23 protein-coding genes are annotated in these 20,907 nt (G+C 45.7%); 20 read left to right on the forward strand and 3 right to left on the reverse strand.

Going from position 1 to position 20,907, the window contains the following annotated elements:
• Nucleotides 1-24 precede the first annotated feature (24 nt).
• From MGMO_RS12055 to MGMO_RS12090, 8 genes are all read left to right on the forward strand, one after another.
• Entirely contained in the window at nt 25-2,946 is a 2,922-nt protein-coding gene (locus tag MGMO_RS12055) for a glycoside hydrolase family 99-like domain-containing protein (protein WP_023495335.1), read from the forward strand.
• A 45-nt stretch (nt 2,947-2,991) separates the two neighbouring features.
• Entirely contained in the window at nt 2,992-4,041 is a 1,050-nt protein-coding gene (locus MGMO_RS12060) for a hypothetical protein (RefSeq protein ID WP_235557277.1), read from the forward strand.
• A gap of 308 nt (nt 4,042-4,349) precedes the next feature.
• Nucleotides 4,350-5,498 (forward strand): glycosyltransferase WbsX family protein, encoded by a 1,149-nt coding sequence (locus MGMO_RS12065; protein WP_023495337.1) that lies wholly within the window; start codon nt 4,350-4,352, stop codon nt 5,496-5,498.
• A 6-nt stretch (nt 5,499-5,504) separates the two neighbouring features.
• A complete protein-coding gene (locus MGMO_RS12070; RefSeq protein ID WP_023495338.1) occupies nt 5,505-6,086 on the forward strand; it encodes a class I SAM-dependent methyltransferase in 582 nt (193 codons plus the stop codon).
• Between the two features lie 33 nt (nt 6,087-6,119).
• The gene (locus MGMO_RS12075; protein ID WP_023495339.1) at nt 6,120-7,040 is read left to right on the forward strand and encodes a glycosyltransferase; all 921 of its coding nucleotides are present in this window, start codon (nt 6,120-6,122) and stop codon (nt 7,038-7,040) included.
• On the forward strand, nt 7,037-7,987 hold the full coding sequence (locus MGMO_RS12080; protein ID WP_023495340.1) for a UDP-glucose 4-epimerase family protein: 951 nt from the start codon (nt 7,037-7,039) through the stop codon (nt 7,985-7,987). Before MGMO_RS12075 ends, MGMO_RS12080 begins: the two co-directional genes overlap by 4 nt.
• Nucleotides 7,988-8,030: 43 nt before the next feature.
• Nucleotides 8,031-8,531, forward strand: coding sequence for a sugar transferase (locus MGMO_RS12085; RefSeq protein ID WP_235557278.1), 501 nt, complete (start codon nt 8,031-8,033; stop codon nt 8,529-8,531).
• Between the two features lie 60 nt (nt 8,532-8,591).
• Nucleotides 8,592-10,622 (forward strand): polysaccharide biosynthesis protein, encoded by a 2,031-nt coding sequence (locus tag MGMO_RS12090; protein WP_023495342.1) that lies wholly within the window; start codon nt 8,592-8,594, stop codon nt 10,620-10,622.
• 38 nt (nt 10,623-10,660) lie between these two features.
• On the opposite strand, the gene MGMO_RS20345 is transcribed toward MGMO_RS12090, so the two are convergent.
• Nucleotides 10,661-10,804 carry a hypothetical protein gene (locus MGMO_RS20345; RefSeq protein ID WP_023495343.1) on the reverse strand — a complete coding sequence of 48 codons (144 nt, stop codon included), beginning with the start codon at nt 10,802-10,804 and terminating at the stop codon, nt 10,661-10,663.
• Between the two features lie 372 nt (nt 10,805-11,176).
• On the opposite strand from MGMO_RS20345, the gene MGMO_RS12095 reads away from it, so the two are divergent.
• The 11 genes from MGMO_RS12095 (at nt 11,177) to tatC (ending at nt 18,784) form a co-directional block, all read left to right on the forward strand.
• On the forward strand, nt 11,177-11,569 hold the full coding sequence (locus MGMO_RS12095) for a rhodanese-like domain-containing protein (protein WP_023495344.1): 393 nt from the start codon (nt 11,177-11,179) through the stop codon (nt 11,567-11,569).
• Between the two features lie 159 nt (nt 11,570-11,728).
• Nucleotides 11,729-13,540 carry a translational GTPase TypA gene (gene typA, locus MGMO_RS12100; RefSeq protein WP_023495345.1) on the forward strand — a complete coding sequence of 604 codons (1,812 nt, stop codon included), beginning with the start codon at nt 11,729-11,731 and terminating at the stop codon, nt 13,538-13,540.
• Between the two features lie 351 nt (nt 13,541-13,891).
• Nucleotides 13,892-14,485, forward strand: a complete 594-nt coding sequence (gene hisB / locus MGMO_RS12105; protein WP_023495346.1) for an imidazoleglycerol-phosphate dehydratase HisB — start codon at nt 13,892-13,894, stop codon at nt 14,483-14,485.
• A gap of 25 nt (nt 14,486-14,510) precedes the next feature.
• Nucleotides 14,511-15,155, forward strand: coding sequence for an imidazole glycerol phosphate synthase subunit HisH (gene hisH, locus MGMO_RS12110; protein WP_023495347.1), 645 nt, complete (start codon nt 14,511-14,513; stop codon nt 15,153-15,155).
• A gap of 42 nt (nt 15,156-15,197) precedes the next feature.
• A complete protein-coding gene (gene hisA / locus MGMO_RS12115; RefSeq protein WP_023495348.1) occupies nt 15,198-15,935 on the forward strand; it encodes a 1-(5-phosphoribosyl)-5-[(5-phosphoribosylamino)methylideneamino]imidazole-4-carboxamide isomerase in 738 nt (245 codons plus the stop codon).
• Entirely contained in the window at nt 15,932-16,705 is a 774-nt protein-coding gene (gene hisF, locus MGMO_RS12120; RefSeq protein WP_023495349.1) for an imidazole glycerol phosphate synthase subunit HisF, read from the forward strand. The genes hisA and hisF overlap by 4 nt, the downstream gene beginning before the upstream one ends.
• Entirely contained in the window at nt 16,702-17,097 is a 396-nt protein-coding gene (gene hisI, locus MGMO_RS12125; protein WP_023495350.1) for a phosphoribosyl-AMP cyclohydrolase, read from the forward strand. The genes hisF and hisI overlap by 4 nt, the downstream gene beginning before the upstream one ends.
• The gene (locus MGMO_RS12130; protein WP_023495351.1) at nt 17,090-17,407 is read left to right on the forward strand and encodes a phosphoribosyl-ATP diphosphatase; all 318 of its coding nucleotides are present in this window, start codon (nt 17,090-17,092) and stop codon (nt 17,405-17,407) included. Before hisI ends, MGMO_RS12130 begins: the two co-directional genes overlap by 8 nt.
• Nucleotides 17,408-17,455: 48 nt before the next feature.
• Complete coding sequence (gene tatA / locus MGMO_RS12135) at nt 17,456-17,671, forward strand: twin-arginine translocase TatA/TatE family subunit (RefSeq protein WP_023495352.1); 216 nt, start codon at nt 17,456-17,458, stop codon at nt 17,669-17,671.
• Nucleotides 17,671-18,006 (forward strand): Sec-independent protein translocase protein TatB, encoded by a 336-nt coding sequence (gene tatB, locus MGMO_RS12140; protein ID WP_023495353.1) that lies wholly within the window; start codon nt 17,671-17,673, stop codon nt 18,004-18,006. Before tatA ends, tatB begins: the two co-directional genes overlap by 1 nt.
• Nucleotides 17,993-18,784, forward strand: coding sequence for a twin-arginine translocase subunit TatC (tatC, locus tag MGMO_RS12145; protein WP_023495354.1), 792 nt, complete (start codon nt 17,993-17,995; stop codon nt 18,782-18,784). The genes tatB and tatC overlap by 14 nt, the downstream gene beginning before the upstream one ends.
• On the opposite strand, the gene MGMO_RS12150 is transcribed toward tatC, so the two are convergent.
• Nucleotides 18,781-20,034 carry a TIGR03862 family flavoprotein gene (locus MGMO_RS12150; RefSeq protein WP_036307834.1) on the reverse strand — a complete coding sequence of 418 codons (1,254 nt, stop codon included), beginning with the start codon at nt 20,032-20,034 and terminating at the stop codon, nt 18,781-18,783. The two genes, tatC and MGMO_RS12150, sit on opposite strands and share 4 nt — an antisense overlap.
• A gap of 57 nt (nt 20,035-20,091) precedes the next feature.
• Here MGMO_RS12150 and MGMO_RS12155 point away from each other — a divergent pair, with 57 nt between their 5' ends.
• A complete protein-coding gene (locus tag MGMO_RS12155; protein ID WP_023495356.1) occupies nt 20,092-20,433 on the forward strand; it encodes a cupin domain-containing protein in 342 nt (113 codons plus the stop codon).
• Between the two features lie 3 nt (nt 20,434-20,436).
• On the opposite strand, the gene MGMO_RS12160 is transcribed toward MGMO_RS12155, so the two are convergent.
• Entirely contained in the window at nt 20,437-20,775 is a 339-nt protein-coding gene (locus MGMO_RS12160; RefSeq protein ID WP_023495357.1) for a hypothetical protein, read from the reverse strand.
• Between the last annotated feature and the right edge of the window lie 132 nt (nt 20,776-20,907).

Raw genomic sequence — 20,907 nt, forward strand, 5'->3', positions numbered from 1 at the left:
GAATTTCACGCGTTCAAGTCTCCGATGAGCATAAATACTCTTCTAGATATCACAAGTTTCTCGCCTAAATTTCAGCGATTCTCCAAGGATAAAACAGCGCATTTACCTTTTGCTGCCTGGGTAATTCGTGAAAGCTCACCGAAGATATTTGTTGAACTGGGCACTTACAGGGGAGACTCCTATTTCTCGTTTTGTCAATCAGTTGACGAAGCTAGTCTTTTAACGCAATGTTATGCTATTGGTGCATGGCAGGATGACGAACATTCACGGGAATATTCTGATGAAATATTCGCTGCCGTACATGTGCACAATGAAGAATACTATGCCGGGTTCTCGCAATTGCTGCGAATGGGTAATGATGATGCTTTAGCCTTTTTTTCGGATGAATCGATAGGTCTGCTGCATATTACTGGATCACAAACTTACGAAGCGGTTTCACATAGTTTTAAAGCGTGGCTACCTAAATTAACGGCTGATGCTGTTGTTATGTTCCGAAATATCAAAGCCGATGAATCTAGTTGTGGTGCCGGGAGGTTCTGGAAGGAACTACAAACGCATTACCCAAACAATCTAGAATTTGTTCATTCCAGCGGGCTAGGCGTTTTCCAGCTAAACGACACACCAACTGATAAGAAAGTTACATGGCTAGATCCCAATTCAAAAGAAAAGCAACGGTTAGTTAATTATTTTGTTGTGTTAGATTCAAGGTTAAACGAAAGTTATGAGCTTGGTTTGCTGCAGGCTCATATTGCCGAAAGCAATGAAAAAATCGCTAGCCTCACGCAGGCTGTAGCTGAACGCGACTTGGCATTAGCGGAGCGCGACCAAATTGTGGCAGTCGAAGCGGGACAAATCGAATTTCTCAAGCTGACGATTAAGGAGCTGTACAAAGAAATAAAGCATATCACCCAAAGCAAATCCTGGAAGTTAACTCGGCCATTGCGAATCATTCGAAGAAAATGGGGTAATCATCCACTGGATCACGGAGACGGCTATTGTTTGCCTTTGCAATATTTTGACGATTTAAAGCAAAGTGTGGGCTTAACTCTGAGTTCGGCTCATAGTGTTCAAAACAATCCCGAATATGTTCCTTTGTTTAAAGGGAAACCATTCAAAAGTAAACCCGCCAAGCTTATTTGTTTCTACCACCCGCAATTTCACACTGCGTCAGGCAATGCGAAATTACGCGGTGAAAGTTGCCCAGAATGGTCGAAGGTTTGTTCGGCAGAGCCCCAATTCGTGGATCATTATCAACCACATATTCCCAGTGAATTAGGCTATTACAACCTGATTGATCCAGGGGTTCAGCGTCGACAAATCGAACTCGCTAAGTTATATGGAATTGAGGGCTTTTGTTTCTACTTCCATTGGCGTAGCGGAAATTCCCTACTGGAAACTCCCATCCAAAATTATCTGAAGGACGATAGCCTCGATTTGCCGTTTTGTTTATGTTGGGTCAATGATTATCGGAGTCTACAAGGAGATGGATTGGATAGCGATGTCCTGATACCTCAACGCCATGCGTTGGATGATGCCATTGCTTTCATCCAGCATGTTTCACTTTATATGCGAGATCCCCGCTACATTCGAATCGATAATAAACCATTATTGCTGGTTAAATGCCCCAACTTACTACCGTTGACTAAAGAAACTGCTGGCCGATGGCGGCAGTGGTGTAAGGATCAAGGGATAGGGAAAATTTATCTGGCATACACGCAGTCGCTAGAAACAGGAAATCCTACCGATTATGGTTTCGACGCGGCTATCGAATTCCCGCCTATTGATATGATTCAGCAAAATAGGGCAGACAAAGTTCAACCATTAGGTGACAATTTTGCTTGTACTGTTTATGACTATAACCAGTACGTTGATCGTAGCCGTAGTTACGGGAAACCGAACTATACCTTGTTTCGGGCTATATGCCCTTCATGGGATACTACTTCTCTGTATAACAATAAAAGTACGGTGCTATTGGGCAGTTCACCTCTGGGCTATCAGGAATGGTTGTTCAACGCAATTAGCGAAACATTTGAGTGTTTTGATAATCAAGATGAACGCCTTATTTTTATTAATGCCTGGAACGGCTGGGATGAGGGTGCGCATCTCGAACCCGACCAGCGTTATGGCTACGCCTATCTGGAGGCAACTCGTATGGCACTTGCACGGAAAGCTGCAATAGCCAGTCAACAAGTGCTGAATGACAAAAACTCAGTAGCGGTCGTGATTCATGCTTTTTATGAAGATGTTTTTGATGAAATGTTGGAGTATTTAAAAAACATCCATTCAGTCTACTTAAAACTCTATGTAACGGTACCAATCGAGCTGATTGAATCGATGCAAAGAAAGCTCCAGCGGCAACAACACAACTTTTATGCACTACCCGTTAGCAATCGAGGCCGTGACATACTCCCCTTTATCAAAATTATGCCAGAAGTATTGAAAGGAGGGCATGATTTGTTGATTAAGATCCATACTAAAAAATCGACACACCGTGAAGATGGCGATTTATGGCGAAAAGATATTTTTGAAAAGTTGCTTAGCGAATCTGCCATTAGGGTAAATTCCAACTATTTGGTTAAAAATCGAGATATTGGCATACTTGGGCCTACCGAGCATATAGTTCCAATGAACTCATATTTGGGTTCAAATGCGGTTCGAGTGTCACAACTTGCAGCCAGAATGGGCGTTGATAGCAATACTTTGGAACAATTGAATTTTGTGGCGGGTAGTATGTTTATGGCCCGTACAAAGGCCATCATCCCTTTAATGAATATGGCTTTATCAGAAACTGATTTTGAAGCCGAGGCAAAACAAGTTGATGGGACATTGGCACATGCTTTGGAGAGATTATTCTCTGTTAGTGCTTGCGCAGCAAAGCTAACAACTAGCTGCCCGGATAATTTAGTCACAGAAAGCTATAAGTTCGTAAATAGACAAAGTGTTTAAAATTATCTTTCTGGTGTTATTGTGTATGCTCAGTTTATGGCATGAATGGCTAGAAAAATGATGGCAAAAAAGAAAGCAATTATCCACATTGGTGGGCATAAGACAGGTACCAGCGCAATCCAGGCATTTTGCGTTTTAAATGCAGACAGTTTACGACAAATGGATATTATTTATCCGTTGGAGTTAGTATCGCATATAGACCGAATCGGTGGTCAAGCGCATCATGGTTTGGTTAATTTGTTTATGGATGCTACAACATTTTGGAAACATATTAATTTGCGCCCCAAAGGTATAACGGATGCAGATATTGTTTCCTATTTAAAATCGTTACCCAGAGATAAAAATATCCTGTTTTCATCTGAAAATCTGATGTGGTTTGATCTTGAGTCCATAAAAGCTTTTAAGGAAATGCTGTCTGGATTTGATGTACATGTTGTATTGTACGTAAGACGCCAAGATGACGCATTGCAGGCACTTTATCAAACTGTCGTTGTTTCTATTGGCGAGACCCAAAAATTTAATGACTATACGAGCAGTGTTGTAAAGGAAGTTGTCAAATACGATAAAATTGCTGAAAACTGGCAATCTATTGTCGATGTCGGGAAGGTGATGGTTCGGGTATACGAGCCGGATCAACTATATTGTCGGGATACAGTGTCGGATTTTTTCCAATTATTAGCAGAAATTTTGCAAATACAAGTTGATATTTCTAGTTGGAAGCACGCTTCAGGAACAATAAATCGGGGCTTGCCCGCGCATATCACAGGGCTGATCCGCTATCATAATACCTTAGTGACTAGGAAAGTCGTGGTTCCAGCCATTCGATTGATGGCGAAGTGGCTCTATAAAAACTCTAGAGGATCTTATGAAATATTATCGCCATCGGAGAGAAGAAGGTTGCTTGAAAGTTTTGCAATATCCAACGAGAACTTAGCCAGAAAGTTTTTGGGCAGGGAAGATGGCGTGCTTTTTTACGATTTAGCCATCAAACAAACAGAGGCTGAGTGGAACCAAAAGTATAACGGCAACGGGAGCCTTTTGATGCTATTGGTACGCGATATAATTTCTAAATTCAGAGTCACCAAGCCGACTTAGGATTAGCCCATTATTTTTAACCGCTTGCAGCCCAACATTAGCCAACAGGAAACGCATAGTATTAATTGATAGCAACTGGTTTGAACATCCGGCAAACGCAGGCTAGCTACTACGGCGTCAACAAATTGCCATTCTTACAATATCTTTAGGAAGGGTAGATCAGGGTATCCTTAATAGTAAGGGCAATTTGTTTGGAAATTCTCGCTTCAGTTACCGTAAACACTTGCATATTTATAGGTAACTTAAGTAAAGAATGGGTTACATACCAGCCAAATAATTAAATAAGATCAAAAATCATACAATAAAACATGAACCCTATCCATAACAGTCAGCACACCAAATTAATAGCAATGTATTTCCCCCAATTTCATGCAATTCCAGAGAATGATGCTTGGTGGGGAAAAGGGTTTACCGACTGGGATAATGTAAAAACAGGGCAAGCCCAGTTTGAGGGCCACTATCAGCCCCGTATACCCTTGAATAACAATTACTACGATCAATCCAAGCTGGAAACCTTGCTCTGGCAGATTGATTTAGCGAAAGAGCATGGTGTTTATGGTTTCTGTCATTACCATTACTGGTTTGACGGCAGGCAACTTCTTGAAACCCCGACCAACACAATGCTGCAAAATAAGGCCATTGATTTTCCGTTTTGTTTATCCTGGGCCAATGAGACATGGTCAAGACGATGGGACGGTAGAGATCATCATATCTTAATCAAGCAAACCCATCCGCCCACAAAGGAAAGCTGGAAACGGCATTACGATTACCTGATCAAAGCATGGCAAGACCCAAGAGCAATCAAGGTGGATGGAAAGCCAGTTTTTGTGATATACCGACCTCTAAAAGTGGACAAAATAAACGAGATGCTGAACTACTGGCGCGAACTTGCAGTTAAAGACGGATTGCCTGGGTTGTATTTTATATTTCAAAAGGGTTATGAGCTGCCAACACGGCATTGTTTGGAATCATTTGATGCGGCTTTTCAGTTTCAGCCTTTTGAAGCAGTTTACTCGCCTGCGCTTAATGAGCAATCTTTCCGCAACTGGCCGCTTTACAAAATGTTTAGATTGATGCCGGAGTACATTCAAGAGGTTTTTCGTAGTTTACGGACGAATTACGTTCGAAGAAAACTCCGTTTTCATGATTATGACCGCGTGTGGCAGCAGATTGTCGAAATACGTCCAGACGAAACATTAACCACCTACCCCGGCGCTTTTGTCGATTGGGATAACTCAGCCCGATACAAAGATCGGGCGATCCTGTTTAGGGGGGCTTCTCCCGAAAGTTTTAAAAAATGGTTCGGCAAATTGGCAGAAACGATGCCGCAACGCAACTTGCCGGAAAATTTTATATTCCTTAATGCCTGGAATGAGTGGAGCGAAGGGACTTATTTGGAGCCGGATGAAAGATATGGTTATCAATATCTTGAAGCGGTTAAGCACGTTTTAGGTTAGTCCAAAATGGAAAATTACGAACATTATTTTTCCCATTTGAATAGCATTAGCTTGCTAGGCCTTATTTACAAGCGCTACTACGCTTCGCGGGTCCTATATCATCAAGCAATAAATTTTGGGAATAAAATTGCCGAAATTGGTTCGGGCACTGGGAATGGGGTGCTTGGGGCTTATCCAAGCCAAGTGGTTGGTTTTGAAATCAATCCGTTAGCGGTTGAGTTTTGCAAAAATAAAAATTTGGCGGTTCGCCAGATTAATGAAAACAATCATTACCCCGCCGAAGATGGCGAGTTTGATGTCTGTATCCTCGATAATGTACTGGAACATATCGCAGAGCCTGCTTCCTTACTTCAGGAATGTACGCGAATTACCCATGATAAAGGTGGGCTTATTATTGCGGTGCCGGGGGATAAAGGTTTTGCATTCGATCCCGACCATAAAAAGCACTACCGTGAAGCTGAATTGAAAGACTTAAATCCAGGGTGGCGACTGATAAAAACATTCTCATTGCCCTTCATTTTTAAGAGCCAATGGTTATCGCGCTTAATCTCACAATACTGCTTGGTGGCGGTTTATAAAAAATCTTAAACATTAGCTGAACCTGTGTAAGTTAATACCCGAATGAAAAATGACGCAACAAAAGTTGCTGTTTTAATGGCGGTGAAAAACGGCATAGACTATTTGCCGCAGCAAATCGATTCCATTCTCAACCAAAAACAATGCGAAATTGCGTTGATAGTTTCAGATGACTTTTCAACCGACGGCAGTGCAGAATTTCTCCACAAGTACGCAACAGAAAAAAGCAACTTAACCGTATTGCCCCGTACCGTTAGCTTCGGTTCTGCGGCAAAGAATTTTTATCGGTTAATCATGGAAGCGGATATGGACGGGTTCGACTTTTTTGCTTTTTCCGATCAAGACGATCTATGGCTACCCGATAAATTAACGCGACACACTCAACTGGCACGGGAACACCATGCCGATGGTGTCTCCTCCAATGTCGTGGCTTTTTGGCCTGATGGGCGTGAAAGGCTATTGGATAAAGCACAGCCACAACGCGAATTGGATTATTTGTTTGAATCGGCAGGGCCGGGTTGTACTTACTTAATGACACCTTGGCTGTTCGACAAATTAAGGGCGCAGTTGCTGGAAGAAAATAGCCGCGCAAAAGAAACGGCGCTGCACGATTGGTTAGCTTATGCGGTTTGTCGGGCTTACGGACATAAGTGGATCATCGATAACCAGCCCACTGTAAAATACCGCCAACACCAAACGAATGTGTTCGGCGCTAATGTTGGACTTAGCGCTAAGTGGGCAAGATTACAAAAGCTTAAACAGCATTGGTACAGAAATGAGGTCATCAAAATAGCCAAAGTTTGCCATAAAATTTCCACCCATCCTGGCATTGAAACGCTAATCGGTTTGCTTGAAAATAAGGATAGGTCTTCCCGAATCAAGCTGTTTTTTTATGCAGCAAAAGCTAGGCGAAAGATGTTGGATAGGTTTTTGCTGGCTTTTGCCCTGTTGACAGGACTGTTTTGAAAAAAATACTGGTTACGGGCGCCAACGGATTTTTAGGCAAGGCCGTATCACAAAAGCTTATACAAGATGGGTTTGATGTTATATGTGCTGTAAGAAAGCCTTTTGTACTGGATGGTGCGAGCATTATAAAAGTTTCAGGTTTAGATGGGCAGACGGATTGGTCTGAAAGTCTGGGTGGTGTTGAGTGCGTCATACATGCCTCCGCGCGCGTACACATAATGAAAGAAACGGGGGATTCGCCTTACGAAGAATTTCATAAAGTGAATGTCATTGGCACTTTGAATCTTGCGCAACAAGCTGTAAAGCATGGCGTAAGGCGATTGATCTTTATAAGCTCCATTGGCGTAAACGGTAACAATAATGTCAGGCCTTTTACAGAAACAGATCGCCCTAACCCACAGGGGCCTTATGCGGTTTCCAAGTATGAAGCGGAACAAAAGCTGACGGCTTTAGCAAAGGAGAGCGGGTTGCAAGTGGTGATTATTCGTCCACCTTTGGTTTATGGGCCTAACGCGCCTGGCAATTTTGGAAGTTTGATGCGGTGGGTTAGGCAAGGTATACCGTTACCGTTCGGTGCCGTCCACAATAAACGTTCGTTAGTCGCATTGAGTAACCTGGTAAGCTTTGTCATCTATTGTGTCGATCATCCAAAAGCGGTGAACGAAATCTTCCTGATCTGTGATGGTGAAGATGTTTCGACGACAGAACTGATAACAAAAACAGCTGAAGCTTTAGGTAAAAAGCCTTTACTCATTCCTGTGCCGGTCGGCCTGATGAAATTTGCGGCGAGATTGATTGGCAAAGAGGAATTGGCAAATCGCCTGTTCGGATCGTTACAGATTGATAGCTCCAAAGCTAAAGCATTACTGGGTTGGAAACCTGCCGTCACAATGGCGCAACAACTACAACAATCGGTAGACGCTAATTTAAATGAAAAGACTGTTTGATTTGTTACTTTCGTTTTTAGCGGCTTTCACCCTTTTAATCCCTATGGGGTTGATAGCCGGATGGGTCAAATTCACATCAAAAGGACCGGTTTTATATTGGTCTGACCGGATCGGGCGGGACAACGAAATTTTTAGGATGCCCAAATTTAGGAGCATGCAAATTGATACGCCAGCGGTCGCTACCCATCTCCTAGACGATCCTGACAAATACCTTACACCGATAGGAAGGTTTTTGCGCAGGACGAGCCTGGACGAACTTCCTCAGCTTTGGAGCATTATTAAGGGCGATATGAGTTTTGTCGGCCCCAGGCCCGCTTTGTTTAACCAAGACGACCTTATTGCGCTGCGTAGCCAACATGGCATCCATCGGTTGCCGCCAGGGTTGACCGGCTGGGCGCAAGTCAACGGCAGGGATGAATTGCCGATACCCCAGAAAGTTAAGTTGGATGAAGAATACTTACAAAGAAAATCTTTTGGTTTTGACCTTTATGTTATATGGTTAACCTTTCTCAAGGTAATTCGGGGTGAGGGTGTCTCTCATTAAAGGCGGGCCATATAAACCTTGCTGCTCATGGGACACACCATGCTTCATAGGGGTCGTTAAATGGGATCTCGATTAGCCCTTTGGTTTATTAGCCTTTCGCGGCGCACAAAAGCTGCGATATTGATCAGTGCAGATATTTTTTTTGCGGTGCTGGCGTTTTGGGCGGCATTTTCCTTGCGCCTGGGTGTGTTTTATGTGCCCAGAGGTGATATATGGTATTTATTTGCCGTTGCCCCTGTACTAGCCATTCCCATTTTTTTAAGGTTGGGGTTATACCGCGCGATTATCCGTTACATAGAAATTAGGGCTTTGTGGACAATTATCCAAGCATGTACGTTCTATGCCCTTATTTTTGCGTTGATTTTATACCAATCCGGTATTAAGGGCATACCAAGGACAGTCACTCCCTTAAATTGGCTCAACATGATAATGCTCGTTGCAAGCAGCCGTTTTTTCGTGCGCTGGTGGTTGGGCGAGATTTACATCAGTTTGAGTGATGCTACCCGACTAGAAAGACGGCACAAAAAAAATGTTGTTATTTATGGTGCGGGTAGCGCAGGTGTCCAACTGGCTGCTGCATTGGATCACGGACATGAATTTAAGCCAGTGGCCTTCATTGATGACGATTCCTTATTGCATCGGCAAAAAGTCAATGGATTGCGCATCTACCCGCTGAGTTCATTAAGCTACTTAATTGAGCGCCACCAGCTTGAACATGTATTGTTGGCAATTCCCTCTGCGACGCGGTCAAAAAAGAGTGAAATTATCCGACTGCTAGAGCCTTATGCAGTCCATGTGATGTCCATGCCCGGCCTGTCTGATATTGCCCAAGGCAAAGTGAAAGTGGATGCGCTTCAGGAAGTTGACATCGCTGATCTTTTAGGTAGGGATTCGGTGCCGCCGGACACGTCGTTGTTATCCGCCAATATTAGCGGCAAAGTCGTCATGGTGACCGGGGCGGGCGGCTCAATAGGGTCCGAACTTTGTCGTCAAATTATTCATTTACAGCCGAAGTCATTAGTCCTGTTTGAAGCCTGCGAATTCGCGCTTTACACAATCGAAAAAGAAATGCAGCAGCTTCGCACAAAAATAAATCCAGAAATTGAAATAGAAATTATTTCGGTGCTCGGCTCAGTGGCGAATGCGGAGCGAATAGAAAGGGTCTGTCGGTCGTTTGCGGTGCAAACTATTTATCATGCCGCAGCCTATAAGCATGTGCCCATGGTTGAGAAAAACCCAGGTGAAGCCATCTGGAATAATGTGTTTGGCACATTGTATTCTGCAAAGGCCGCCATTAGCGCAGAAGTTGAAACTTTTGTGTTAATTTCTACTGATAAGGCGGTAAGGCCAACTAACACGATGGGCGCTACCAAGCGGTTTGCCGAATTGATTTTGCAAGCGCTGAGCTTGGATGCCCATAAGCATAAGACGCGTTTCACTATGGTAAGGTTTGGCAATGTGCTTGATTCTTCCGGTTCCGTCGTGCCGTTGTTCAGGGAGCAGATAGCCCAGGGCGGCCCCGTTACAGTCACCGACGAGCGGGTTATCCGTTACTTTATGACCATACCGGAAGCCGCACAATTAGTGATTCAGGCAGGGGCTATGGGGCAAGGCGGGGACGTTTTTGTTTTAGATATGGGTGACCCTATTCGAATATTAGACTTAGCAAAGCGGATGATTCATTTAAGCGGCCTGGAAATACTGGACGAGAAACATCCTGATGGGGAAATCGAAATTATTTTTGTAGGGTTAAGGCCAGGTGAGAAGCTTTATGAAGAGCTGTTGTTGGGGGATAACGTCTCCCCAACAACACATAAGCGAATTTTGCGTGCGGAAGAACAAGTGATTTCCTGGGCGGAGCTTGAAACATTGCTGCTGACGCTTGAAAAAGCGACCAAGAATGAAGAGTTTGAGCGGGTTAGGGCTGTCCTAAAATACGCGGTTACGGGTTATGTCCCGCAATGCGAAGTTGAAGATTTGCTATGGAAACGCGCCCTTGAGGTTAGCGATTCGTCAAGTGAAAATGAAAGCAAAAAAAATCCTCCCGATGCGTTGCCACAAAGGAAGGAAAGGGATCAAGCAGGGAGTTGAGGAGGTTCTGCTTGTAGGTGCAACACACAATCAATTGACTAATTGGTACGCATCACCATGTTGCTGTAGATGGCTGCACCAGCAAACAGCACGGTTGAAAATATAAACTGACCGGAAATAAAGCTCCAGACTCCAGTCATAAATAGCAGCCCAATCAAGATGTCTTTGTTCAAAGAATTCATCGTTACGCTCCAATAAAGTTAAATAAGGTAGCCAGCATCTCGCCATCTCTATAAGGCTTTTGCTGCTAGGATGGGCGATACTATACAGGGTGAATATTTTGAGACAATATGCAAAATATTAAACGAATTGTTTCTAGTTATTAAACAATAAAAAATGTCAAGTATATTACAGTTTTTTGACACATCTTATTTGCACTAACCCTTGTGAAATTTATAGCCTGCAAGCTGCCGCATTTACTTCACGCAATTTTGTTGCTCAAGCAAAGAAAATACATACCGTCTTTCGTTTGCATGTTCACCGTTTCTTTGACCAGGACAGAATGAATGCGATAATAAGGCCGACTTTATCAAAATAATGCCAGTCCAAGATAAATGATAGAAAACCTAACACCTCAACAGGCCTTTGACCTGCTAAAGCAAAACGCTTCTGCCGTTTTGGTGGATGTCCGTACACAAATGGAACATGCTTATGTCGGACATCCCATCGGTGCTGTCCATATTCCATGGAAAGAAGCCCCTGGTTGGGAAATAAACCTTGATTTTTTAGCCAATGTCAAAAAACTTGTTCCTGATGCCAAGGCACCCGTTTTGCTGCTATGCCGCAGTGGACAACGTTCGTTAAGTGCCGCGGCCGCTTTGGAAGTAGCAGGTTACCAGCGGCTTATCAACATCCTTGATGGCTTTGAAGGCCCTTTGGATGCCAATAAGCATCGAAATAATCTTGCTGGCTGGCGCTATTGCGGATTGCCTTGGGAACAAAGCTAAAGCGGCAATCTGTGTTAAACTACTAAGAATTCTGACTTACTCAAAAAACAGACGGCTATTAGCAGTCCGTCATATCTTTTTCATCTGACCCATTTATCATCAATCGGCTGACTACGCCAGCCGATAATTCCCTATATTAACCTAACGCACACCCTAAAAGTGATTGAAAAACTTAGAAACATTGCCATTATCGCCCATGTAGACCACGGTAAGACCACGCTGGTGGACAAGTTGTTACAACAATCCGGTACGTTTGCCGCTCACACCAAAGTGACCGAACGCATGATGGATTCCAACGATATAGAAAAGGAACGCGGCATCACCATTTTGGCAAAAAATACCGCCCTGGATTGGAATGGCTACCACATCAATATCGTCGATACCCCAGGCCATGCCGATTTCGGCGGCGAAGTCGAACGGGTGTTGTCGATGGTGGATTCCGTTTTGCTGTTGGTCGATGCGGTTGACGGCCCGATGCCGCAAACTCGCTTTGTTACCCAAAAAGCCTTTGCCTTGGGTTTAAATCCCATCGTGGTCATCAATAAAATCGACCGCCCAGGTGCGCGACCTGACTGGGTGGTTGACCAAACTTTTGATTTGTTCGACAACCTGGGCGCAACCGATGAACAATTGGACTTTCCTATCGTTTATGCGTCGGCGATCAATGGTTATGCTGGTTTGGAACACACCATCACCGAAGGCGATATGACTCCCCTATTTGAAACGATAGTTTCAAAAGTCAACCCGCCACCCGTTGATATGGACGGTCCTTTCCAAATGCAGGTGTCCAGTCTGGATTACAACACTTACGTCGGTGTCATTGGTATTGGCCGAATCCAACGCGGCGGCATCAAGCCCAACCAACCCTTGGTTATTGTCAATCGGGAAGGTGTCGAACGTAAGGGCCGCATGTTACAAATCTTTGGTTTTCATGGACTGGAACGCGTGGAAGTACCAGAAGCCCGCGCGGGCGACATTATCGCCTTTGCCGGCATCGAAAATCTGGGTATCTCAGACACCATCTGCCATCCCGATAAGGTAGAAATCATGCCGCCGTTAATGGTAGATGAACCTACCGTGACCATGACATTTCAGGTCAATAACTCGCCCTTTGCCGGACGGGAAGGCAAATATGTCACGACCCGACAAATCCGTGACCGACTCGATAAGGAATTGCAACATAACGTCGCCTTAAGGGTTGAAGATACGGGAGACCCTGATAAATTCAAGGTTTCAGGCCGTGGCGAATTGCATTTGTCCGTGCTGATTGAGAATATGCGCCGCGAAGGTTTTGAAATGGGCGTGTCGCGTCCAGAAGTTATCATTAAAGAAATTGACGGTAAAAAATGCGAACCCTATGAAATGGTCACCATTGAAGTGGAAGAAATCCATCAGGGTACGATCATGGAAAAAATGGGTGAACGTAAGGCCGACCTGACCAATATGCTGCCAGATGGCAAAGGCCGCATTCGTCTGGAATACATGATGCCCTCACGCGGCCTGATTGGCTTCCAAACCGAATTTATGACGGCAACATCAGGATCTGGCTTGCTCTACCATGTTTTCGACCACTATGGCCCGATGAAAGCGGGCGAAGTGGGCAATCGCCTACGCGGCGTGATGGTGTCAATGGTGGCTGGCAAAGCCGTGACCTATTCATTGCACCCGCTACAAGAACGTGGCGAATTGCTGTTAGTCAATGCCGATGAAGTCTACGAAGGCATGCTGGTGGGTTTGCATTCCCGTAGCAATGATCTGTGCGTCAACCCCTGCAAGCCAAAACAATTGACCAACGTCCGCGCATCCGGCACAGATGAAAGCCTGGTGCTGGCACGAATCCAAAAAATGACATTGGAACAGGCGCTGGAATTTATTGCCGAAGATGAGTTGGTTGAGGTTACTCCAAAATCTATTCGCTTACGTAAAAAGCTGTTGACTGAAAATGAGCGTAAGCGGGCGGCAAAATCTTAATCCAGGCAATAAAAAGGCCCCGTCGCGTTGCACGAAGGGGCTAATATCGTCTACTTGATTAGCTTTGGGATCAATCCTTGGCAGCATCCCGTTGGAAATACTTCATCTATCTTCACTTTTGACGACGGTTTGATTATGACAAATAAAGCTAATAAAAAAAGCAGGTAAAAGCGTAACTTAATGTAATCTTACGATTACTTGTGCCCTGTCCGCTATTTAAGCGGTATTTAGGAAGAAAAAGTTTATGGACAGAATTTTGGCTGATTTAATATTTTTATCGGTATAACGGCTGTCACTTGTACTACAATAATCACCGTGAATAAACCCGAAACCCTCACCCAATCCCAGAGAATGGATCAGCGTATTGCTCAGATTGAGCGGAACACCCTCGAAACGCAAATCAAGGTAACAATCAACCTTGATGGAACAGGTAAATCTGCATTTGACACGGGTGTCCCTTTCCTTGAGCACATGCTCGACCAGATTGCCAGGCATGGCTTGATAGATATGGAAGTCGTTGCCAAAGGTGATTTGGAAATTGATGCCCACCATACCGTAGAAGACGTTGGCATTACCTTGGGACAAGCCTTCGCTAAAGCGGTTGGTGACAAAAAAGGGTTAGTCCGCTACGGTCATGCTTATATCCCGCTGGATGAGGCCTTATCCAGGGTTGTCGTGGATTTCTCAGGCCGTCCGGGCTTGGTTTATGGTGTCAACTTCCCACGCTCCACGATTGGCAGTTTCGATGTCGATTTATTTCGTGAATTCTTTCAAGGCTTTGTCAATCATGCAGGCGTTACCTTGCACATCGACAACCTGAAAGGCACGAATGCCCACCATATTGCCGAAACCCTTTTTAAGGCGATGGGGCGTGCTTTGCGGATGGCTGTCGCCATTGACCCCAGGATGGTGGGCATGATGCCGTCAACTAAAGGTAGCCTCTGATTTAACCTGCCCTGATTTTCCTCACATGTCTTCAGTCGCTGTCATTGATTACGGTATGGGTAATCTCCATTCCATTGCAAAAGCCTTGCAGCATGCAAGCCCTGAGAACGAAGTATGCGTCACTTCTTCGCCAGAGGCCATCATGAATGCGGATCGGGTCGTTTTTCCCGGTGTTGGCGCAATACGTGATTGTATGATGGCACTGAATCAGTCGGGACTTGCCGACATCATTAAGGCAGTCGCCCTTACCAAGCCTTTTTTAGGCATTTGCCTGGGCATGCAAGCCTTATTGACCGATAACGAAGAAAATAATCATACCAAGACGCTCAACATTATCCCAGGTCATGTCGTCCGTTTTTCCGAGCCCTTGCTGGATAATGACGGCAAACGCTTGAAAATCCCGCACATGGGCTGGAATCAAGTACATCAAAAACCTCACCCGTTATGGGAAGGGATTCCGCAAGACAGCCGCTTTTATTTTGTCCATAGCTATTACGGAAAACCGGACAAGCCTGCCGTCATTGCCGGAACCAGCGAATATCCGACGGCTTTCGCCTGTGCCCTCGCTCAGGATAATCTATTTGCCGTACAATTCCACCCAGAAAAAAGCCAGGCTGTTGGGTTGCAGTTGTTAAAAAACTTTTTGTATTGGGATGGACGCTTTGATTAACCCCTATTTGACCCTGCTATTTGTTGTTGAGGACTTACTTGTATGTTGTTAATACCCGCAATCGATCTTAAAGAAGGCAAGTGTGTCCGTTTACGGCAAGGCCGGATGGAAGACAACACGGTTTTTTCTGACGATCCGGTTGCCGTGGCCGGTCGGTGGGTAGCGGCAGGTGCCAAGCGCATACATTTGGTCGACCTGGATGGTGCATTCGCTGGCAAACCGCGCAATGCCGATGTCATCCATGCCATTGTGGAGGCTTATCCCGATGTACCTGTGCAGATAGGCGGCGGTATCCGTGATGAAGAAACCATCCAGGCTTACCTCGATGCCGGCGTTGAGTATGTCATTATCGGCACTAAAGCGGTCAATGCACCTCATTTCGTCAAGGATATGGCAATAGAATATCCTCGTCGTATTATCGTCGGGCTGGATGCCAAAGATGGCAAAGTGGCAATCGATGGTTGGTCTAAATTGTCCCGCCACGATGTGATCGATATGGCGCAACACTTTGAAGAAGACGGGGTTGAAGCCATTATCTACACGGACATAAGCCGGGATGGCATGATGCGAGGGGTGAATGTGGAAGCCACGGCAAAATTGGCTCGTGCTATCCGTATTCCCGTCATAGCATCGGGTGGAATTAGTTCATTGGACGATATCAAGGCCTTGGGTGCGATTGTGGATGACGGCGTGATAGGGGCCATTACAGGTAGGGCGATTTACGAAGGGACATTGGATTTTGCCGAAGCCGCCAAACTGGCTGAATCGTTCGCCCTATGAGCCTGGCAAAACGCATCATACCTTGTCTGGATGTGGACAATGGCCGTGTCGTTAAAGGGGTTAAGTTTGTCGATATTCGGGACGCAGGCGATCCGGTCGAAATTGCACGGCGTTATGATAAGGAAGGTGCGGATGAAATCACCTTCCTTGACATAACGGCAACCCATGACAACCGAAACACGATGGTACATGTGGTCGAACAGGTCGCCAGCGAAGTGTTTATTCCGTTGACGGTGGGCGGCGGTATACGTACGTTGGAGGATATACGCCGAATGCTCAATGCAGGCGCGGATAAGGTCAGCATCAACAGTGCCGCCGTGTTTAATCCTGAATTTGTCCGCGAAGCGGCTGAACGCTTTGGTTCACAATGTATTGTTGTCGCAATAGATGCCAAAAAGACCAGCCAGCCGGATGAAACGGGCCGGTGGGAAATTTTTACCCATGGCGGTCGCAAAGGCACAGGCATTGATGCCGTTGAATGGGCAAAAAAGATGGTCGCGTACGGCGCAGGTGAAATCCTATTGACGAGCATGGACAGGGATGGCACGCGCATCGGTTTCGACCTGCCCTTAACCCGTGCCATTAGCGAGGCGGTAGGCGTACCCGTGATCGCATCGGGCGGTGTCGGCAATTTGGATCACTTAGCAGACGGTATTATTGAAGGCAAGGCCGATGCGGTGTTGGCGGCCAGTATTTTCCATTTTGCAGAACATACCATCCGTGAAGCCAAAGAACGCATGGCGGAACGCGGTATCGAGGTACGTCTATGACGGAAGCCTGGCTAGATGAAATTCGATGGACTGACGAAGGCTTAGTCCCGGCAATTGCCCAAGATGCCGAAACCGGCAATATTCTCATGTTTGCCTGGATGAACCGGGAGTCCTTAGCTTTAACGGTAAGCGAAGGCTACGCCGTGTACTGGTCGAGATCGCGCAATAAACTCTGGCGCAAAGGCGAGGAATCAGGGCATCGGCAAAAATTAGCCGGTATTTATCTCGATTGCGATGAAGATGTTATTTTATTGATGGTCGAACAAATGGGTGGCATTGCCTGTCATACAGGAAGGGAAAGCTGTTTTTACCGGCAATTATTGGACGGTAAATGGTTAACAGTAAAGCCCGTTTTAAAAAATCCAAAAACGATCTATCAGAATCATGAGTGAAATATTGCAACAACTGGCGCAAGTTCTTGAGCAGCGCAAGCTGGAACCAACAGAAAAATCCTATGTGGCTGGCCTTTACGCTAAGGGATTGGATACGATACTGAAAAAAATTGGCGAGGAAGCCGCTGAAACCATCATCGCCGGAAAAGGCGGCGACAAGCAACAAATTATATATGAGACTGCCGATCTTTGGTTTCATTGCATGGTGCTGCTCGCCAGCCAAGATCTTAGTCCAGATGATGTGTTAGCGGAACTGCAACGGCGTTTTGGCCTGTCCGGTATTGAAGAAAAATCCAAGCGTAAATCTTAGGTAAACGGTATATGCTATATTTAGCGAGCAAACTTTTCGGGAGCCACAATGGGCATTAGTGTTACAAAATTGTTGATCGTATTGGTGATTATTGTTGTCATATTCGGCACTAAACGACTTAAAAATGTCGGCGGCGACTTAGGTGCGGCCATCAAAAGCTTCCGAAATGCGATGAGTGAAGAGGAAGAAAAAGGGGCCGCAAAACCTAGTGAAGAAAAGCCAATAGACGGTGAAGTGACTTCCAAAAAAGACGATAACGGCTAATGTTTGAAGTAGGCTTTTCCGAAATTTGCATGGTCGCACTGGTTGCATTGCTGGTTATCGGGCCGGAAAAACTACCTAAGGTCGCCCGGATGGCAGGATTTTGGGTTGCCAAATCAAAGCGGATGGTGGCCTCTGTCAAACAAGAAATCCATGAAGAATTTCAGGCGGAAGAACTCCGGCAATCGTTAAAAAACCAAACCGGAATCAGTGAGTTCCAGAAAATTTTGGAAGATACATCGAATGATGTCCATGCCATTAAAAGCGCAATCAGCAAAAAATCGGAAGCCGTCGTCAGCTTGACGCAAACAAACACCGAGCAGGATGAGCGAAAATAATACCGAAGAAGAACTAGAGCAATCCGGGCAAACATTTATTAGCCACCTGATTGAGCTACGTGACCGCTTACTAAAAATAATTGCCTGCGTACTCATCATTTTCTTAGGTTTAACTTTCTACGCCAATCAAATTTACAGTTTCATCGCTGGACCCTTGCTGAAGCACATGCCAGCAAACAGTACGATGATTGCGATTGATGTGGCATCGCCTTTTTTAACCCCATTCAAACTGGCGTTGATCGTCGCCATATTCGCTTCCATTCCCGTTATCCTCTACCAATTCTGGGCGTTTGTCGCGCCGGGTTTGTATAAGCATGAGCGCAAGCTTATCCTGCCCCTATTAATTTCCAGTTCTTTGTTATTTTATGCGGGCGTGGCTTTCGCCTACTTCGTTGTCTTTCCCTTGGTGTTTGGATTTTTGACCGCAGCCGCTCCTGTCGGCGTTGCTGTGATGACCGACATCACCAAATACCTGGATTTTGCCTTGACCATGTTCTTTGCTTTTGGCATCTGTTTCGAAGTGCCAATCTTTACCATCGTCATGGTGTGGACGGGCTTGGTCACGCCCGCGCAATTGGCCGAACAACGTCCTTATGTCATCGTTGGGGCATTTATCATTGGCATGTTCCTGACTCCGCCAGATGCGGTTTCCCAGACTATGTTGGCTATCCCGATGTGGTTGTTATTTGAGATTGGCTTGTTTTTTTCCAGATTATTTACACGTAAGTCAGATCACGAAAACGAAATGTTACAAGCGATTGAGAAAAAGATCGATTAGGGGCCCGTATTTGCTGGATTAGCTAACCATTCCAATACGCCTTCTCCTGCCGTTTTCCCGCAGGCAAAACAAGCAGTCAACAGATAGCCACCGGTCGGTGCTTCCCAATCCAACATTTCACCTGCGCAAAATATGCCGGGTAAATGACGTAGCATTAGGTGCTTATCTAGGGCATCAAAACTTACCCCACCCGCGCTACTGATGGCTTCTTCGATGGGGCGGGTTGCCGTCAGTTTGATGGGCAATGATTTTATGGCCGAACAGAGCTCGATTGGATTGTTCATATCTTCGGCAGACAAAACTTCGCGCAGCAATGCCGCTTTTACACCTTCAATGCCCAAACGTTTACGAAGGTGGTTTGCCATAGACTGTTTGCCACGGGGGTGGGGAAACTTTTCTATCAATGAGGATAATGTTTTATCCGGCGTTAAATCCAGGGTTAAGGTTGCCGTCCCATTGTTTGCGATTTCATCGCGCAAAGGTGCGGAAAGTGCATAAATTAAACCGCCTTCAATGCCAGTATCTGTTATGACGCAATCACCTTGTTGGCGATAATCTTTACAAGTCGCAATGACCGATTTCAAAGGCTGACCAGCAAACCGTTCACGGAAATGGTCCTTCCAAGCCACATCAAAGCCGCAATTTGCGGGTGCTAATCGATTAACTTGAACCCCACGCGCCACTAGCAATTCCACCCAAGCCCCGGTTGAACCAAGTTGTGGCCAACTACCGCCGCCTAAAGCCAGGACGACCGCATCGGTAACGACTTCCTTTTCCCCTTGAGGCGACATAAAGCGTAGGGCTTGCGGATTAGATATGCTCCAACCCAGCCATTGGTGCCGCACATGGAAGGTTACGCCGCTTTGCCGCAATCGGTGCAACCAAGCCCGTAATAACGGTGCGGCTTTCATTTCAGCCGGAAAAATGCGCCCAGATGATCCAATGAAAGTTTCAATCCCCAATTCATGTACCCATGCCCTGAGTGCATGGGCTTCAAAACGGTCCAATATCGGCTTGATGTAAGCACTACGAGAGCCATATCGGGACAAGAACACATCGTAGGGGTCGGAATGCGTTATATTTAGTCCGCCTTTGCCTGCCATCAGGAATTTTCGTCCGACTGATGGCATGGCATCATAGACGTTAACCTTTAAGCCGGCTTGGCTGATTATTTCGGCAGCCATTAATCCGGCGGGGCCACCGCCAATGACGGCAACGGTTTTATCTGAATAAGCGGATGGTTTTGGCATGCTGTTTATGATGCAATTGGCAGGATGCAACGGTCTTTTAATGGAGTACAAAAACCCATGAAACCTGAAAAAGAAAATATCTTCGATAACATTCCGGCAATCATACCGGAAGAGCTGGTTGAAAACTTGCTGGTACGGGAAAATCTTAAAATAGAAAGGATTGTTTCCCAAGGTCACGCCACACCCCGAGGGGAATGGTACGACCAAGCCTGGGATGAATGGGTGCTGTTGCTACAAGGCGAGGCGATACTGTCTTATGAAGACGGCTCTACAATGAATATGAAGAAGGACGATTACGTACGAATTCCCGCCCATGTTAAACACAGGGTTGAGTGGACGCAGCCAGGAGCAAATACGGTCTGGCTGGCGATCCATTTTTTGTCCTCTATGAAGGCATAGGGCTTATTTTTTGGGTGCGGTTGCGGCAGTATTTTTTGGTACTCCTTTATCCGCCCCAGGTACCGGCACAGGGACAGCTTCAGGGATTGGCACGGGCACGGGCGCAGCACTTGCGGCAGCAGGTTTTGCGTGTTTTGCGGCCAGTTTTGCCTGTCTGTTGCCCTCGCCGTACATGGTCATGACGATCATGACGCTGACAGTGGTGATTGCCATCACTATCCAGCGCGTGGGTTTCTTCATAAAAAATAAGGCCCATTTTGGCTTTATCATGCCGACGACGAAAAAAAGCAACGTCAATAAGCCCAAATTCATGGCGTGTAATAACAGCGTGTGTTGGGACATCTTTTATCCTGGTTAACAGTTACAAATTATCGCTACATTATCCTGTAGCCGCGCCTTGTTTTGCAACATAACATGAATTTTGTGGAAGGAAACAGCAAAAGCCCAGACCTTATTGCAGATGACTGCTAAAAT

This window comes from Methyloglobulus morosus KoM1, assembly GCF_000496735.2.
Classification (GTDB): Bacteria; Pseudomonadota; Gammaproteobacteria; order Methylococcales; family Methylomonadaceae; genus Methyloglobulus; species Methyloglobulus morosus.